Here is a 17620-nt window from a genome sequence, read left to right as displayed (position 1 = left end):
AAAATAAATAAAATGAAAAATATATATAAAATTTTAATCGCATTCATTGGTGTTTTAACGGTGTCTTGTAATGGAGATGATGTAGAAAACAGACCAGTAATACAACCAGTTACAGCTCCGGTTTTATTAAGTCCTCAGAACGATTTTAATATTGTTCTTACAAAAGAAAGTGAAAAAGAGATTGCTACAACTGTAATTTGGAATGATGCTAAGTACGATGGTACACCAACCGTTGTAAATTATACTATTGAAATCGCAAAAGCAGGAACTAAATTTGCAACTCCTGTTGCAGTAACTACAACTACAGCTCGTTTCAAAGCTTTGACAGTAGCGGAATTAAACTCTGCTTTAGTTAACGGAGGTTTTATTGAGAAAGAGGAAAATGATGTTGATATTCGTATTAAAGCTACTTTAGGAATTGGTGCTGAAGCACAGTATTCTAACTTCTATACTTTTAAGGCAACTCCTTATCACGTACCATTAGCAAGTTCTCATTGGTTAGTTGGAGAAGCAACTCCAGGTGGATGGTCATGGGATGGTGATGCTGAAACAGAATTTCCTTTAGTTGCAGGTCAAACAGATATCTATCAAGTAACTATTGTTCTTAAAAGTGGACAAGCATTTAGAGAATTTTTATCTAATGACTTTACAAGTGGAGGAAATTGGGGCGCAGGCAATAGTCGTAACTACCCATATTATTCTGGTAATGGATACACTATTGATGCAGAATTAGTTAATGCAGAAGATGGCGATAAAAACTTCAAATATACTGGACCAACTGGACCTAGAGTTCTTAAAATTGATAATGTTGCAAAAACTATAACATTAGATTAATTTTTTAATATAAATAATTTAAAGGCTATCCCTATGGGTAGCCTTTTTTATACAAACTAACCAATCAACCAAAAAACTATGAAAAAAACGTTACTATTATCTTTCTTTTTGTTGTGGGGTATTATTACTCATGCGCAGCAAATAACAGTATCGCCTGCTGTGTTTCAGGTTAACGAACCTATAACAGTTACTGCATCTTTTGCATCGGCAACTTGTAATGAAATGGGAGCAAATCCCACAAAAGTGTATATGCATGCAGGAATAGGGACAGAGGCTAACCCGTGGGCAACTGCAAAAGGAAATTGGGGTGCTGATGACGGAATTGGATTAATGACCAAAAATCCAAATGGTACATGGAGTATTGTTATTACGCCAAGTGTTTATTTCGGATTGACAACAATACAACAAGCCGCTGCTGTAAAAATGGGAATGGTGTTTAGAAATGCTGCTGGTTCTCAAACACTAAAACTTGCTCCGTCTTGTTCTGATTTCTTTATTAAGGTTGGTGCTTTTCAAGCTAGTTTAACTTCACCACTAGAAAATAGTAATACTATTGTAGCAAGTGGAGGAAACTTGAATATTACTGCTACAAATACAAATGGAGTTGCAAGTTATAGTCTAAAATCAAACGGAGTGGTTATAGATACTAATCCTAGTACTTCGAGTTATGTATTTAATCATACAAATATTACTGGAAATCAGAGTTATGAATTAAATATTACTCAGAGTGGAACAACGATTATTAAAAAGTTTACAGCAATAGTTAATCCGGGAATTGTATCGGCAGCTATGCCAGCTGGCTTAGTAGATGGAATAAATTATAATACTACAGATGCTACAAAAGCAACACTAGTTCTGGATGCTCCACTAAAAGATTTTGTATATGTAGCAGGAAGCTTTAATAATTGGGTTCCTACTAGTACTTATGCAATGAAAAAAGACCCAACTTCGGGTAAGTTTTGGTTAGAGTTAACAGGATTAGTTTCGGGAGTAAATAATACCTATCAATATTGGGTTGTTGCTAATTCGCCAATAGCTAATTCACCTTCATTAGTAAAAACGGCTGATCCTTATTCTACATTGGTATTATCCCCTTTTGACGATGCAGGAATTCCAGCAACAAGTTATCCAAATATGCCAGTTTATCCAGTAGGACAAGAACGAGAAGTTACCGTTTTAAAAACAGGACAAACAGCATATCCTTGGCAAGTAACAAATTTTGCTAAACCCGAGAAAGAGAAATTAGTAGTTTACGAAGTTTTGGTTCGCGATTTTGATGCAAACAGGAACTATCAAAGTTTAATAGATAAGATTGATTATTTCAAGAATCTAAAAATAAATGCAATTGAATTAATGCCTGTTATGGAGTTTGAAGGCAATGAAAGTTGGGGATATAATACATCATTTCATATGGCTTTAGATAAATTTTATGGGACTTCGGATAAGCTTAAAGAATTTATTGATTTATGCCATCAAAACGGAATAGCTGTTATTCTAGATGTTGCGTTAAATCACGCATTTGGTCGAAATCCAATGGTGAGAATGTGGATGAATGATCCAGATAATGATGGTTGGGGTTCGCCATCGGCTGATAACCCATATTTTAATACTGTTGCAAAACATAGTTATAGTGTTGGGGAGGATTTTAATCATCAGCAAGCAAGAACTCAAAATTATGTAAAAAGAGTAATCCAACATTGGGTTGAAGAATATAAAATTGATGGTTTGCGTTGGGATTTAACTAAAGGCTTTACGCAAAATTGTACTGCTGGCGATGAATCGTGTACAAATAGTTTGCAACAAGATAGGGTAGATGTATTAAAATCTTATGCTGATTATTCTTGGAGTCTTGATCCTACACATTATACTATTTTTGAGCATTTGGGTAGTGATGCCGAAGAGAAACTATGGGCTAATTATAAAATTGAGGAGACACCTAGTAAAGGAATCATGATGTGGGGGAAAATGACCAATGCATATAATCAATTATCAATGGGATATGCTACCGAAAGTAATATCTCAAGGATGACAAGTACTAGTCATGGTTTTGATGCAAATAGATTGATGGGTTATGCCGAGAGTCATGACGAAGAACGATTAATGTACAAGAACATACAATATGGTAATAGTAATAATGCAAGCCATGATGTCAAAAACCTAAATGTTGCTTTATCTAGAATGTCGGCTATTGGAGCAGTGTCCTTATTGATTCCTGGTCCAAAGATGATTTGGCATTTTGGCGATTTAGGTTGGGATGCTTCTATATTTGCATGTAATAACGGAATCGTTAATGATGAAAGTGGAACAATTCCTGGTGATTGTAAACTTGATACAAAACAGCAACCACAATGGACAGGTAATTGGTTAGGAAATTCAGGCCGAAGCAAAATTTATAATGATTGGACAAAAATGATTACCATGAAAACCGTAGAACCTGTTTTTTTAGGGGCAGTTACTGTGTCTAATACAAATTCATTATCTCCTAATATAAAAATTACAAACGCAGCATTGGCATCAACGCAGTTAAAAGACGTGTTGATTCTGGCAAATTTTGATGTAACTACTCAAAGTGTTGCTACTGGTTTTCCGTACACAGGAGTTTGGTATAATTTAATGGACAATACATCTATCAATGTTACTAATGTAGCAGCTACAATCGCAATTCCTCCGGGAGAGTTTAGGATTTATGGTAATAAGGAAGCATTGTTGGCAATAGAGAATTTTGAGAAACCAAATGCGATTACCTTACATCCTAATCCAGTTTCAGATTATTTTACTTTAAATACTGAGGTTTCAAGAGTAGAGATTTATTCTTTGACTGGACAGTTAGTGAAAAGCTTTAGCGGAAGCGAAAAAATAACTTCTCAGTTCTCAGTGAGTGAATTAAATACAGGATTATATATCGTGAAGGCAATAGATGAAAACAACAAGACTCAAGTAATGAAGTTCTTGAAAAAATAATTTTATTTGGTTAGTTAGTTAAAAAGCTGTCTATAGATTGTTATAGGCAGCTTTTTTGTTTTAAGTAGTTTTAGCAAATAGAAAAATGTAATTTATTTTCTTTTGTCATATTCTCCAATCAATGAAAAATACCCAAAAGTACCAAGTCCTAAAACGATAAGAGGAGTAAGGATAAATAAAATTATAATTCCGAAAACTAAATCATCCTGTTTGTCGGAAACAAGTTTTGGTAATCCAAATTCAAAAATGCAAAAGTATGCAGCAGCAATAGAAAGTATTATCCATAGTATTCCTAATATTCGTTTTAGTACATTCATTGAGATAGGATTAGATGTGAGTATTTTTGTCTTTATTGTCAATATAAATCATTCCGATAACAAAACATATCGAAGCTATAATAATAGGATACCAAAGGCCGTCAAGATAAAAGTCGGATTTGCCAACTTCTTTAGAGTGGGTTACAAAATAGGTTGAAATTGCAGGAAGCAAACCACCAAATATTCCGTTCCCGACATGGTATGGCAAAGACATCGATGTGTATCTTATTTTTGCAGGAAACATTTCTACCAAGAAAGCTGCAATAGGACCATAAACCATCGTAACGAAAAGAACTTGAACAAATACCAGAAAAATCAGCGACCATTTATCTTGAGAATTAATAGTGATTGTAGTTTGTCTTTCGGGGTTAATTTTTTCAGCATGATTTATTTGTTTAATCGCTGCAGTTGTCCCGTCTGAATATTCATTGTTTGTAATAACGTAATGTTCTTTTTTGTCATTGTTATCGGCTTCAGTTGTATATGTATTCGAAATAACCTTGTTATCCAGATTCACGGTTTCATACATTTGTTTGTATATAGGTCTGTAGAGTAGGATAGCGAGTAACATGCCACCCATCATAATGTATTTTCGACCGATCTTATCGCTTAGCCACCCAAAGACTATAAAAAATGGAGTACCTAACAATAAAGCAATTCCTAGTAATCCGTCTACTTGTGAAGAATCTATACTCATTACGGTTTTCATAAAACTCATGGCGTAAAACTGTCCAGTGTACCAAACTACACCTTGTCCCATTGTTGCGCCAAATAAAGCAAGCAAGACAAATTTTAGATTATATCTATTCCCAAAACTTTCTTTTAAAGGGTTTACGCTTATGCTTCCTTCCTTTTTTGCTTTAGCAAAAACAGGAGATTCATCCATGTTTTTTCGTATCAAATAAGAAACCCCTACCATTACAATCGAAACCCAAAACGGAACACGCCATCCCCAAGAATCAAATGATTCTGCCGAGAGAGAATTTTTTGTGATTAAAATGACCATCAAAGAAATAAAAAGTCCAACAGTTGCAGTAGTCTGAATCCATGAAGTCCAATATCCGCGTTGTCCCACAGGAGCATGTTCGGCAACATAAGTGGCTGCACCACCATATTCTCCACCAAGTGCAAGTCCTTGTAGCAAACGCAAGATCAAGACTAATACGGGTGCCAGGAAACCAATAGTTTCGTAACTAGGAATACAACCAATTAAAAAAGTAGAACATCCCATTAATAAAAGGGTCGCCATAAAAGTGTATTTTCTCCCAATTAAATCTCCAAGACGTCCAAAAAATAAAGCACCAAATGGCCTAACAACAAATCCTGCTGCAAAAGTAGCCAGTGTTGCCAAAAAAGATGCCGTAGGATTATCGGAGGGAAAAAATTTGGTCGAAATAACCACTGCCAAACTCCCAAAAATATAAAAATCATACCATTCTATCATTGTCCCCATAGAAGAGGCCGAAATAACTTTCCAAATTCCTTTTGTAGATGTGTTACTCATAAAATGGTTGTGTTTTTAATAGTAGATAAAAGTATAAGGTATCATTTTACGAATATATAAGATATTTTTATATTTAGTTGATGGTTTTTTAACAAATAGGGTTTGTTTGTTGATTTAACATTTGATCAGTAAATCAAAGCTTCATAATTCAAAATAAATTATAGTTTGCAGAGATGTTCAAGGCCTTTAAAATAAATAACTATTGCTTTGTTACGAAAGAAAACACTAGTTTTGCAACTCAAATTTTGAAACAGAAAATGGTTGTCATATCGATATGATATTGACATTAAAAGGGAATTTGGTGTAAATCCAAAACTGTCCCGCAGCTGTAAACTCATTAACTGAAACCCTTTAATACGTCACTTTTCATTTAGAAAGGGAAGGCTGGGTGTAGGGAGTAAGTCAGAAGACCTGCCGTTTTTTATACTAATAAATAGCTTTCGGGGATTGAAGCTTGAATTAAGAATAATACTTTTCACTTTGTGTGATAATGGTATTGTTTGTCTATTCTATTCTCGTAAGCCAAAAATGGAATTTATGAGATTTTTTTTCTGCAAATATAATATCGCAAAAGCAATCCTTTTTTGGAAGCTTCTCTTTTCGATATTTTCTTTTTCTCCACTAAAAAAATCATTAAAACGTATCGCTTTGCAATATGCTGTGCTTTTACAAAAGTTTATTTATACAACTTTTGTAAGGGTGAATTGTATTTCGATTTAAAGAATTAAGTAATATAATTTTTAAATATTGAATAATGAAAAACCGATTTTTTTCCAAGCAATTAATTGCAATTGCTTCTTTGATGATGCTAACAGTTTCGTGTAATAATGATGACGATTTTACAGAGCCACCAGTAATAAAAGGCGAACAGCAATTAAAAGATACTTTAACTGTTGGGAAAACACTTCAATTAAGCTCAAAATTAGCAGATAGAAAGAACATTTCTTTTGAATGGGCGATAGATGGAAAAGTAGTAGGATCTGATTCTACCTATATCTTTAAACCAGAAACGAGGGGAGATTTTAAAATTACAATGATAGCCAAAAATGATGGCGGAAAAGTTTCTCTTACTTATGATATCCATGCATGGGGAGCCTATGAAAACGGTTTCTTTATGATCAACGAAGGATGGTTTGGTCACGGAACAGGAACGGTAGGGTTTTATAGATACGATACAAGAGTTATTGAAGACAGTGTTTTTGTAAAAGTAAATCCAGATAAAGATTTAAAACCGGCATCATCTACATTAGAATTTGGAACCATCATTAATAAAAAACTATTTTTAGTTTCTAAAGTTGGCGGACCTGTTGTAGTAGCCGATGCTTATTCGTTAAAAGAAGAAAAAAGAGTCCCGGCTAAAGGCGGAAACGACTGGCGTGCAGTTGTGGGTATTGATGAAAATCAAGCTCTTTTGACTTCTGGTAAAGGGATATTTAAGCTTAATCTTAATACGATGGAAGTGAATGGGCAAATCGAAGGTGTTACAGGTCAGGTTGGAGATGTTGTTAAGGCCAACGGTTATATTTTTGCATTATCTGCTTCAAAAGGGGTTATTGTAATAAATGCTTCAACATTGGCAGTCGAAAAAACGATTCCGGGTATAGTTTTAGGATTTGCTGTTACCGATGATAAAAAAGTATGGGCAGCAGGAGGTAAAAATCTTATAAGTATAGATTCGAATACTCTTGAAGTAAAAGAAATCGCATTAGGTTTTCAGGCTTACGGAAGCTGGGGAGCTTGGCATCCAGGATCTATTACGGCTGCTAAAAATGATGTTTTTATTGCTAAAAACGGAAGTTTTAGTGGTGGTAAAGAAATTTACAAATACACTGGTACTCCAGAGTCATTGACTGCGCCTTTTATTACATTAACAAATTCAAATATCTTATATGGTGCAGGAATTGGTTATGACCGAAAGAAAAATACTTTGGTGGTAAATACCTTAAATTCAGGTTTTGGTGTGAATTTCTCTATAAACAATCTTTATATATTTAACGCTGATTCAGGAGAAAAAACAGCATCGGTAAATTTTTCAGGATATTATTTTCCTGCAGTTTCTGTATTTCATCAATAATTTTTTTGTTTTTTATCCGCAAAAAAAAATTACCGCAAAGATCGCAAAGTAAAAACGCAAAGCTCGCAAAGCTTCATCATTAAGCTTTGCGAACTTTGCGTTTTTGAACATATTCATAAGTGAAAATCTTAGCGACCTTTGCGGTAAAATTCTTTTGAAAATAAAATCAGAAAAGTGTTAAAAACAAAAAACCCGAATATTTCTATTCGGGTTTCGTGGTACCTCCAGGGATCGAACCAGGGACACATGGATTTTCAGTCCATTGCTCTACCATCTGAGCTAAGGTACCGTGCTTGTTGCGGGTGCAAATATAGAATGTTTTTTAGTTTCTCCAAAACAATTTTAAAAAAAAATCAATTCGTATCTTCGCATTCGTAAAGTAAGAAGCTATGGTTTTAACAATCGATGTAGGGAATACTCGTATTAAGGGTGCTGTTTTTGAGAATGATACTGTTTTAGAATTGTTTGTTTTTGATAAAAATGAGCTCCAAATAAAAATTAAAAAAATTTTAAAAAAATTTGAAAAAGTGACCGATTTGGTCGTTGCGTCTGTCGGAAATGTCGAAAAAGAGTCGTTTTTGAATTTTGAAAATGATGTAAATGTCTGTTTTTTGACAAATGAAGGTCATTTTCCATTTAAAAATAATTACGCAACGCCAAAAACTTTAGGAATCGATAGAATTATACTTGCTAGTGGAGCAACATTACAATATCCTAATCAAAATAGATTGGTTATCGATGCTGGAACTTGCATTACATACGATTTTGTCGACGAAAATGATAACTATTTGGGAGGAGCTATTTCTCCAGGGTTGCGATTACGATACGAAGCGCTTCATAATTATACAGCAAAACTTCCGTTATTAACTTTTGAAGAGCCTAAATCATACGTAGGGAATTCAACGCCCGAATCAATGCATTCGGGGGTTGTAAACGGATTCGTCTATGAAATAGACGGTTTTATCGATCAATACAAAGCAGACTACTCAAACTTTATAATAATTTTAACGGGTGGTGATGCACTTTTTTTGGCTAAACGATTAAAAAATACCATATTTGCCAATTCAAATTTCTTATTAGAAAGTTTGAATCAAACATTTCAATATAAAATCAACAATGATTAAAAAAATTATAATAAGCGCTTGCTTACTTTTGTCATTCGTATCTTTTGCTCAGCAAGGAACAGCTTCTCCTTATTCTTTTTACGGAATTGGAGATGTAAGATTTAAAGGAACTATCGAAAGTCGCTCTATGTCGGGTGTTGCAGTTGAGCAAGATAGTATTCACATGAATTTAGAGAACCCTGCGAGTTACGCAAATCTTAAACTTACAGCTTTTACGATAGGGGGAACATACAATTCAAGTACATTAAAAACAGATACTGAATCGGCAAAAGCACAAAGAACAGCTTTAGATTATTTAGCTGTAGGTATGCCTTTAGGAAGTAAATTCGGATTAGGTTTTGGATTAATTCCATATTCATCTGTAGGATATCAAATTGAGTCACTTGCTATAAACACAGGAGATAACAATAAAAGATTTGATGGTTCTGGTGGATTGAATAAAGTTTATTTAGGATTTGCTTATAAAATCAAACCTAACTTTAGCATTGGTGCTGATATGCATTATAACTTTGGTAAGGTAGAAACTACTAGTTTAGAGTTTATTACTGATGTTCCAGTTGGAACAAGAGAGTTGAATACGACTCATTTATCTGGAGTTAATTTTAATTTGGGAGCAATGTACCAATATAAAATTAATAAAAAATTATCTCTTTTTACTAGTGCAACATATACATTACAGAGTAAATTAAATTCTGAAAACACAAGAAATATATCTACAGGAATGTTAGGTTCTGGACTTAACTTTAGTGTTATTGATCCTGGAACGGATCAAAAATCTGAGGTAGATGTAAATATGCCGTTTAAACTTGCTTTAAGTGCTGGTGTTGGACAGGCAAGAAAATGGTTAATTGGAGGAAAGGTTTCTTATCAAAATTCAGTTGATCAATCAAGTACTTATAATGCTGCATCAAATGTAGGATACGGAAAATACGCTAGCGCAAGTTTAGGAGGTTACTATATTCCTAACTATAGTTCTTTTGCAGGTTATTTTAATAGAGTTACTTATAGAGCTGGTCTTAAATATGAGAAAACAGGTTTGATTATCAATGGAGAGCGCATAAATGATATTGGGCTTACTCTAGGAGCTGGATTCCCTATTTCAGGAACATTTTCTAATATTAATTTCGGAATGGAGTTCGGAAAAAGAGGAACTACATCTGCAGGTTTAATTCAAGAAAATTATGCTAATTTTAGTCTTGGTTTCTCATTAAACGATAAATGGTTCGAAAGAAGCAAGTTTAATTAATCCGGATTATAGATTACAAACTCTGGTTTAGAGTTTAATTTACCTTATTTAGCGAATGAATTTACTTAGAACATATAGCGTCATTCCTGGGCTTGTAATTTTTATTGCGATGTTTTTTCTAGGATGCGAAAGCAATTTTAAAGAGGTACAAAGAAGTAATTTTACTGAGTTTGTTCCTGCTAGTGATGCTGATAATGTTAATATAAAATATACCGACTCTGGACTTATTTCAGGAATTTTAATAAGTCCTAAGATGTTGGATTATTCCAATGTTGCTTTTCCATTTACCGATTTTCCAAAAGGTATAGATGTTACTTTGTATGATAAAAAGCGCAAACGTACTTACGTAAAAGCAAATTATGCTATTTCGTACAAGCAAACTTCTATCATCGATTTACAAGGAAAAGTGAAGATTACAACAGATGACGGTCAGATGTTAGAGACGGAACAGTTGTATTTTGATCAAAAAAATGAATGGTTTTATACCGAAAGAAAGTTTAAATTTACAGATGTAAAAGGAGTTTCTTATGGTCAGGGAATCGATTTCAGTAAAGACTTTAAAATAATAAACTCTCAACGAATAAACGGAGAGATACAAACCGAAGAATAAAAAACGATAATTATGGGTTACTTAAAATATACACAATACGCTTATCTAGTAATTGCAATTCTGTTTATTTATGATGCAGTAATGAAAATAAACGCGGGTGGAGAGACTCCTTGGTTAAGTTTTTTAATTGCGGGAATGGGAATTTTTATGTTTTTCTTCAGAAGGAAATTTTCTAAGAAGTTTGAGAATCAGAATCCTAATAAAAAATAATAAAAAATGGAGATTAGTATTATAATAGTTTGCTTAATACTATCGGCCTTTTTTTCGGGTATGGAAATAGCATTCATATCCTCGAATAAAATTTATCTTGAGATTGAGAAAAAACAAGATAATTTTTTATCCAAAATCCTTACTAAACTTACCGAAAAACCATCAAAATTTATAGCTGCAATGCTTATTGGTAACAATATTGCATTGGTTGTTTATGGTTTTTTTATGGGGGATTTGCTTTTAAAGGTTATAATTAAATTTGGGTATCATTTCTCGGATGTTACTAGCTTAATTGTTCAAACTGTGATCTCTACCTTTTTGGTTTTAATTACGGCAGAGTTTTTTCCAAAAGTTTTTTTTCAGATTTATGCAAACTCTTTAATTAAGTTTTTTGCAATCCCAGCGTATTTTTTCTACTGGCTTTTTTATTATATCTCTACATTTTTTATCTGGATTTCAGATTTTATACTCCGAAGATTTTTTAAAACTGAAGGGGATCAAGTGCAGCTTTTTTTTAGTAAAGTTGAACTTGGGAACTATATTACCGAACAAATGAGTGCGGTAGAAGATGATGAAGAAGTGGACTCAGAGATACAAATATTTCAGAATGCATTAGAGTTTTCGGGTGTAAAAGCAAGAGATATCATGACGCCTCGTACAGAGATTGATGCAGTAGAACTTTTTGATACAGTTGCAGAACTTAAAGCATTATTTGTAGAAACTGGATATTCTAAGATTTTGGTATATCAGAATTCTTTGGATGATATTTTAGGATATGTCCATTCTTTCGATTTGTTTAAAAAGCCTAAGACTATAAAGTCAGTATTGATTCCTGTAGAATTTGTTCCGGAAACAGTTTATATAAAAGACGTTTTGAATTTACTTACAAAAAAACGAAAAAGCGTTGCTGTGGTTTTAGATGAATATGGAGGAACTTCGGGTATAATAACTGTTGAAGATATTGTAGAGGAGTTGTTTGGAGAGATTGAAGATGAGCATGACCTGGACGAGGAATTAATAGAAAAAGAATTGGGTGAAGGTAAATATCTTTTCTCGACTCGATTTGATGTTGAGTATCTTAACGAGACTTATAAACTAGATATTCCCGAAAGTGATTCTTATGGAACATTGGGTGGTTTTATTGTAGATCATACGAAAGAAATTCCTCAGGTTGGGGAAGAAATTACCATCGAAAACTATCATTTTGTGATAGAAGAGGCGACAAATAAGAAAATAGAATTAGTAAAAATGACTATTAGAGAGTGATATTTTTTTAGAAAAGTAAAAATTCTTGCAAAATAAATTGCTAGTAGTATTATTATTAACTAGATAATTGTATTTTCGCAAACTGAATATAAAATTAACAACAATAAAAATGGCAGTTTTAGCAAAAATTAGACAACGTTCCGCTTTATTGATAGGCGCTATTGCACTTGCATTATTCGCATTTATCATTCAAGATCTTTTCAGTAAAGGAGGGATGGGCGAAAGTTCAAAAGACGTGGGAAGCATCAATGGGAAAGATATCTCATTTGAGGATTTTAGAATCAAAGTAAGTAGTGTTGAGAAAAGTGGGCAAGGAATAACTTCCACTGAAGCTGCAAACAGAGTTTGGGATCAAGAAGTTTCTATTGCTTTGTTATCATCTGAATTTGATAAACTAGGATTAAGAGTAGGTGAAAAACATTTACTTGAGGTTTTAAAAGCTGACCAAAATATCGGAAAAAATCCAATGTTCTTAAATGCAGCAGGGATGTTTGACGTAGCAAAATTTAAAGAATATTTTAAAGCAAATCCTGAGCAAGCTCAATTCTTAAAAGATAGAGAGAAAGATGCAGATTTGAATGCAAAATACCAAATATACAATACGTTGATTAAAGCAGGTCTTTATACAACTGTAGCTGAAGGTAAATTGAAATATGAAATGGAAGCAAACAAAGTTAACTTTGCTTTTGCTGCTGGTTTATATTCTTCTATTAAAGACAGTGATGTAAAAGTAACTGATTCTGAGATTGTAGATTTCATGAAAAAAGACGAAAAGAAATTTAAAGCAGATGAAACTCGTGAGGTTCAATATGTTTTAATTGAAGATAAAGCGTCTAAAGAAGATGAAGCTGATATTAAAGCTAAAATAACTGCTCTATTATCTGGAAGTGTTGTTTATAACCAAAAAACAGGTAAAAACGATACTTTGCCAGGATTTAAATCGGCTAAAAATGTTGCTGACTTTGTAAATTCAAATTCAGATGTACCTTACGATTCTACTTATGTAGCTAAGAAAGATTTACCAGCTGTTGATGCTGATAAATTATTTAGTCTTGCTCCAGGTGAAATTTACGGTCCTTATGTTTTCGGTAAATACTACTGTATTTCTAAATCTTTAGGTTTTAAAGCTGGAGTTAATGCAAAAGCAAGTCATATCTTAATTAGTTATGAAGGAACTCAAGTTCCAAACCAAAAAGAAAGAAGAACTAAAGAACAAGCAAAAGCTAGAGCAGAAGAAATTTTGGCTCAAGTAAATGCAAATCCAGATAGTTTCTTAATGTTAGCTTTTACAGCTTCGGATGATTCATCTGCACAACAAGGTGGTGATTTAGGATATTTTGGTCAAAACCAAATGGTGAAACCATTTAATGATTTTGTTTTCAGTAACCCAATTGGAAAAGTTGGATTGGTAGAAACTCCTTTCGGATTTCATATCATCAAAATTACAGATAAACAAGATGGTATTCGTTTAGCAACTATTGCTCAAAAAATCGAAGCTTCTGAAGCTACATCTGATAAAGCATTTACTCAGGCAACTAAATTTGAAATGGATGCTGCTGATAAAGACTTTAATCAAGTTGCAAAAGAAATGAAATTAACGGTTGCAGCTCCTGCTACTGTAAAAGCTATGGATGAAAACTTTGGTCCATTAGGAAACCAAAGAACAATCGTAAGATGGGCTTTTGATAAAGAAACAAGCAAAGGTGATGTAAAACGTTTTGAAGTATCAAATGTTGGTCACGTTATTGCACAACTTAAGAGTGTTAACAAAACAGGTTTAGTATCTGTAGATGTTGCAAGACCTTATGTTGAGCCAATTCTTAAAAACAAGAAAAAAGCTGAAATATTAAAAGCTAAAATGACAGGTGCAACTATCGAAGCAGTAGCTAAAAATGCTGGAGTAGCTGTACAACAAGCTACAGATGTAACGATGAATAACCCAATTTTACCTGGTGGTGTTGGTCAAGAGCCAAAAGTTGTTGGTAATGCATTTGCTTTGGCAGCAGGTAAACTTTCTGCTCCAATTGAAGGTAATACAGGAGTATATGTTGTTAAAAACGTTAGTACTGTAAAAGCACCAGCTTTAAAAGACCATGCAGCTTATGTTGCTCAGGTAAAAGCTCAAAGTGCACAAGATGTAAGCAGAATTCTTCCTGCATTAAAAGATAATGCTAAAATCGTTGATAACAGAGCTCACTTTAGCTACTAGTTTATTACGACTTAAATAAGATTAAATTTAAAAATCCCGAAATGTTTATTTCGGGATTTTTTTTGTTTTAACCTGCAAGGCTTTTAAAACCTTGTAGGTTTGTTTGTATTAGAAGTTATGGCTTCGAGTCCGTTTAGTTTTATTTTGATTGTGTTCACGTGCGAGACGCTCGCGCCCAATGTCATTAAGTTAAGCTATTATAGTTAAATTGTATCTTCGACAAAGATTGTCTATAAGGGAACGCGGATGATGCGGATTCGCTATAGCGAAAACACTGATTAAACACGGATTTTCTTCCATTCCGACGCTCAATATCATTAAGTTAAGTGATTTAAGATTTAGTGTTTGTAAATATCTATTGTCGATTTTTCTGAGGTTAATACATCTGAAATCAAAAATCGTTAATCAAAAATCATCAATCATTTTTCTCTGTTTTTCCTTAACTTAATGACATTACGCTCGCGTCAGCAAGTGAATCTCCGATAGTAGCTCGGTATTTTTTGGAAGCTTTGTGTTAGTTTCTTGTGGAGATTCTTCCTTCGTCAGAAAGACAAGTTTGTGGATAAAACAAGATTATGAGTTAAAGACTTGTCTATTGTTAAAATCCTTTTAGGTATTTTGTATTGATTATAATAACTAAAAAATAAAAAAACCTTGCTAGAATATAGCAAGGTTTGTATTTAGTAATCAAATATTTATAATTTGGTTTATGCCAATATCATTTCGTTATAAGGGATTATTGTTTCGTATCCTTTAGTTGTGAAATATTCGGTTGGGTCTTCTTTGGATATTACCATTACAAAATCGCCTCCCCAAGCACCAAGGCTTTTAATTACACCATCAAAATCAGGAAAGAGTCTTTCTTTTATAGTTTGCATTTCTAATACGTTACTCATTTCGGCTTCGTGTATTGCTAGTGCCTTTGCAAATTCTTTTCCAGTTTTGGCTTGTATAGCTGTTTGTGTGATTTTGTCGTTGTTGGTAATTATCTTGGCAAGGTTGTTATTCTTGTTGTTGTAATAAGCAGAAATAGCTGCTTTGCTACTTTGTTTCTTGTTTAAGTACACAAAGTGTAGATTCTGGCTAAACTCTGGCTTAAATGCTATTTTTTCGACAATTGGTAAGTCTTGTTGTAAATGATATAATATAGGAGTGTTATTTTGCGCACAGGCAATATCATATCCGCTACCTCCAAAACTGTTTTTAAGCAATGTAAAAGCATCGATCTTTGTCCATTGGGCAATATTGTTTAATAATGTTGATGATGTGCCTAAGCCCCAATTTTTAGGAAATGTAAGTTGTGTGCTTATTTGATATCCTTCGGATTGTGTTATAAATTCTGGATTTAATAAATAGGCTTCGTGAAGAATATTTATTAATGTTGTTTTTACAGTTTCGGTTTCGGTTTCGGGATTGTCTATTATTTCGGCAAATGTTATAATGTCTTCGAACCAAACGTGGCTATCGGCATCGTAACTTTTCCATTGTATTTCTTGATTTTCTCCTTTGGCAACAATTAAGTTTTGTCCGAATTTTGTTGGTAATGCAAAGGCTTTAGCGCCATCTAATACTAAATATTCTCCTGTTATTAAAAGTTTTCCGTTACTGTAAAAAGTTGTTTTCATGCATTTGTTTTTAGCCCTGATGGCAGCGGTATCCTTTATGTTTTTCCTTTAAAAACATAAAGATATAGCGTACAGCGGGAGATAGCTTCTGGAAAAAAACATTCTCCCTTTGATTTTGCTTTAGTTGTTCTTTGACTCCGCTCAGGTTGACAATTAAATTATTTTCTTAAGTTCTCGATAAAATCTACCACGGCACTATGTGAAATGGTGTTGTTTTTAAAGTGATTTTTGATTAGATGACGTTCTTCGTCATTGGCAGCAAATTGATTGATGATATTATTGATGTGCATTTTCATGTGTCCTTCCTGAATTCCTGTTGTTGTTAAGGAACGCAATGCGGCAAAGTTTTGCGCTAATCCTGCAACGGCAACGATTTGCATTAAATCTGGTGCCGATGGATTCTCGAGCATTTGTAATGAAAATTTCACTAAAGGATGTAAAGATGTAAGTCCACCAACGGTTCCTATGGCAAGTGGAATGTCTAGCCAGAATGTGAAAATCCCATCTTCGATTTTAGCATGAGATAAACTTGAATATTGTCCGTTTCGGGATGCGTATGCATGAACTCCAGCTTCGACTGCACGGAAATCATTTCCTGTGGCGAGTATTACTGCATCGACACCATTCATGATTCCTTTGTTGTGTGTTACTGCACGAAATGGTTCTACTTCGGCAATCTGAACTGCCTGAACAAATCGCTCTGCAAATTCTTGAGGATTTGGTATATGTTTTTCTGCTAGTTCTTCGACAGGACAAGAAACTTCGGCTCTTACTACGCAATTTGGGACATAGTTAGAAAGGATGCTCATGATGACTTTTACTTCTTCATTGGCTTCGGTGAATAATTCATATTCTTGAGAAGCTTCTTTTAGTGTTTTGGCAAATTGCTCTAAACACGAATTTATAAAATTGGCTCCCATGCTATCTTTGGTTTCAAAAGTAGCATGAAGCTGAAAGTAATTCGGTAATAAATTGGTTTTGTCTTTTAGAACAATATCCAGAATTCCGCCACCGCGTTGTTGCATATTTTTAGTGATACTTTCGGTATCGCTAAAAAACTTGCTTTTGGTTTGTGCGAAAAATAGATTCAGTTTTGATACATCTCCTTTAAAAGTAAAATGTACCTGACCAATTTTTTCGGTGTTAATTACTGTAGCTTTAAACCCACCTCTTGTCGACCAAAACTTAGCTGCTTTTGAAGCTGCTGCAACAACAGAACTTTCCTCAATTGCCATTGGAATTGTGGAATATTTGTCGTTGATGAGGAAATTTGGAGCTACACCAAGTGGAATATAAAAATTGGTTATGGTGTTTTCGATGAATTCATCATGTAATTTCTGTATTTTTTCGTCAGCATTCCAGTAATTTTTAAGTAAAAAAACTGCTTCTTCGGGTGTCGAAAAGTACTTTTTTGCAATCCAGTTTATTTTTTCTTCTTTGGATAATTTAGAAAATCCAGAAACCGCGTTGTTCATTCTCAGTAGATTAAATGGTAGTATTGCTGCAAAGATACCACTTTAACGGATTTGTTTATAATGTAATTATGGACATTAAATAATATGAAAAACCAATTTCTTAACATTTAACATACAAAAAGTATATTATGTGTATTTTTTTCACTAAAATTGGGCTCTTTTTTA

The 17620-nt window shown here is 33.6% G+C and carries 13 protein-coding genes, 1 tRNA gene and 1 riboswitch; of the genes, 9 read left to right on the top strand and 5 right to left on the bottom strand.

The annotated features are described in order from the left end of the window. Positions 1-12: 12 nt before the first annotated feature. Together SHI72_RS10615 and SHI72_RS10610 are read left to right on the top strand one after the other, a co-directional pair. Positions 13-834: a SusE domain-containing protein gene (locus SHI72_RS10615; protein ID WP_039112525.1), complete on the top strand. Its 822-nt coding sequence runs from the start codon at positions 13-15 to the stop codon at positions 832-834. Positions 835-912: 78 nt separating this feature from the next. Next, complete coding sequence (locus SHI72_RS10610) at positions 913-3795, top strand: alpha-amylase family glycosyl hydrolase (RefSeq protein WP_323489935.1); 2883 nt, start codon at positions 913-915, stop codon at positions 3793-3795. Between the two features lie 92 nt (positions 3796-3887). Here SHI72_RS10610 and SHI72_RS10605 read toward each other — a convergent pair whose 3' ends face one another. After that, complete coding sequence (locus SHI72_RS10605) at positions 3888-4112, bottom strand: DUF6814 family protein (protein WP_086895745.1); 225 nt, start codon at positions 4110-4112, stop codon at positions 3888-3890. 10 nt (positions 4113-4122) lie between these two features. Continuing rightward, entirely contained in the window at positions 4123-5616 is a 1494-nt protein-coding gene (locus tag SHI72_RS10600) for an MFS transporter (protein ID WP_323489934.1), read from the bottom strand. Positions 5617-5857: 241 nt separating this feature from the next. Continuing rightward, positions 5858-6050: riboswitch (cobalamin riboswitch) on the top strand. A 320-nt stretch (positions 6051-6370) separates the two neighbouring features. Between SHI72_RS10600 and SHI72_RS10595 the strand changes: the two genes are divergently transcribed. Continuing rightward, complete coding sequence (locus tag SHI72_RS10595) at positions 6371-7690, top strand: DUF5074 domain-containing protein (protein ID WP_323489933.1); 1320 nt, start codon at positions 6371-6373, stop codon at positions 7688-7690. Positions 7691-7906: 216 nt separating this feature from the next. Here the strand turns inward: SHI72_RS10595 and SHI72_RS10590 are convergent. Continuing rightward, positions 7907-7979: transfer RNA gene (locus SHI72_RS10590), tRNA-Phe, on the bottom strand. Positions 7980-8079: 100 nt separating this feature from the next. On the opposite strand from SHI72_RS10590, the gene SHI72_RS10585 reads away from it, so the two are divergent. From SHI72_RS10585 to SHI72_RS10560, 6 genes are all read left to right on the top strand, one after another. Beyond that, on the top strand, positions 8080-8814 hold the full coding sequence (locus SHI72_RS10585; protein WP_039112520.1) for a type III pantothenate kinase: 735 nt from the start codon (positions 8080-8082) through the stop codon (positions 8812-8814). Beyond that, complete coding sequence (locus tag SHI72_RS10580; RefSeq protein WP_323489932.1) at positions 8807-10060, top strand: hypothetical protein; 1254 nt, start codon at positions 8807-8809, stop codon at positions 10058-10060. Before SHI72_RS10585 ends, SHI72_RS10580 begins: the two co-directional genes overlap by 8 nt. Before the next feature lie 55 nt (positions 10061-10115). Then, positions 10116-10670, top strand: coding sequence for an LPS export ABC transporter periplasmic protein LptC (gene lptC / locus SHI72_RS10575; RefSeq protein ID WP_039112518.1), 555 nt, complete (start codon positions 10116-10118; stop codon positions 10668-10670). 12 nt (positions 10671-10682) lie between these two features. Next, positions 10683-10880, top strand: a complete 198-nt coding sequence (locus tag SHI72_RS10570) for a hypothetical protein (protein ID WP_086894192.1) — start codon at positions 10683-10685, stop codon at positions 10878-10880. 6 nt (positions 10881-10886) lie between these two features. Beyond that, a complete protein-coding gene (locus SHI72_RS10565) occupies positions 10887-12146 on the top strand; it encodes a hemolysin family protein (protein ID WP_039116871.1) in 1260 nt (419 codons plus the stop codon). Positions 12147-12255: 109 nt separating this feature from the next. Continuing rightward, on the top strand, positions 12256-14355 hold the full coding sequence (locus SHI72_RS10560) for a peptidylprolyl isomerase (protein WP_323489931.1): 2100 nt from the start codon (positions 12256-12258) through the stop codon (positions 14353-14355). Positions 14356-15062: 707 nt separating this feature from the next. Here SHI72_RS10560 and SHI72_RS10555 read toward each other — a convergent pair. Together SHI72_RS10555 and SHI72_RS10550 are read right to left on the bottom strand one after the other, a co-directional pair. Next, on the bottom strand, positions 15063-15980 hold the full coding sequence (locus SHI72_RS10555) for a GYDIA family GHMP kinase (RefSeq protein ID WP_323489930.1): 918 nt from the start codon (positions 15978-15980) through the stop codon (positions 15063-15065). 158 nt (positions 15981-16138) lie between these two features. Next, entirely contained in the window at positions 16139-17455 is a 1317-nt protein-coding gene (locus tag SHI72_RS10550; RefSeq protein ID WP_323489929.1) for a hydroxymethylglutaryl-CoA reductase, degradative, read from the bottom strand. Positions 17456-17620: the final 165 nt, after the last annotated feature.

This window comes from Flavobacterium sp. PL02 (assembly GCF_035013205.1).
Classification (GTDB): Bacteria; Bacteroidota; Bacteroidia; order Flavobacteriales; family Flavobacteriaceae; genus Flavobacterium.
This window is presented reverse-complemented; position numbering and strand designations above follow the sequence as displayed.

What these genes read in the sequence shown, in the direction of transcription:
- SHI72_RS10615 (WP_039112525.1), top strand. Translation starts at nt 13, where the DNA reads ATGAAAAATATATATAAAATTTTAATCGCATTCATTGGTGTTTTAACG.
- SHI72_RS10610 (WP_323489935.1), top strand. Translation starts at nt 913, where the DNA reads ATGAAAAAAACGTTACTATTATCTTTCTTTTTGTTGTGGGGTATTATT.
- SHI72_RS10605 (WP_086895745.1), bottom strand. Translation starts at nt 4,112, where the DNA reads ATGAATGTACTAAAACGAATATTAGGAATACTATGGATAATACTTTCT.
- SHI72_RS10600 (WP_323489934.1), bottom strand. Translation starts at nt 5,616, where the DNA reads ATGAGTAACACATCTACAAAAGGAATTTGGAAAGTTATTTCGGCCTCT.
- SHI72_RS10595 (WP_323489933.1), top strand. Translation starts at nt 6,371, where the DNA reads ATGAAAAACCGATTTTTTTCCAAGCAATTAATTGCAATTGCTTCTTTG.
- SHI72_RS10585 (WP_039112520.1), top strand. Translation starts at nt 8,080, where the DNA reads ATGGTTTTAACAATCGATGTAGGGAATACTCGTATTAAGGGTGCTGTT.
- SHI72_RS10580 (WP_323489932.1), top strand. Translation starts at nt 8,807, where the DNA reads ATGATTAAAAAAATTATAATAAGCGCTTGCTTACTTTTGTCATTCGTA.
- lptC (WP_039112518.1), top strand. Translation starts at nt 10,116, where the DNA reads ATGAATTTACTTAGAACATATAGCGTCATTCCTGGGCTTGTAATTTTT.
- SHI72_RS10570 (WP_086894192.1), top strand. Translation starts at nt 10,683, where the DNA reads ATGGGTTACTTAAAATATACACAATACGCTTATCTAGTAATTGCAATT.
- SHI72_RS10565 (WP_039116871.1), top strand. Translation starts at nt 10,887, where the DNA reads ATGGAGATTAGTATTATAATAGTTTGCTTAATACTATCGGCCTTTTTT.
- SHI72_RS10560 (WP_323489931.1), top strand. Translation starts at nt 12,256, where the DNA reads ATGGCAGTTTTAGCAAAAATTAGACAACGTTCCGCTTTATTGATAGGC.
- SHI72_RS10555 (WP_323489930.1), bottom strand. Translation starts at nt 15,980, where the DNA reads ATGAAAACAACTTTTTACAGTAACGGAAAACTTTTAATAACAGGAGAA.
- SHI72_RS10550 (WP_323489929.1), bottom strand. Translation starts at nt 17,455, where the DNA reads ATGAACAACGCGGTTTCTGGATTTTCTAAATTATCCAAAGAAGAAAAA.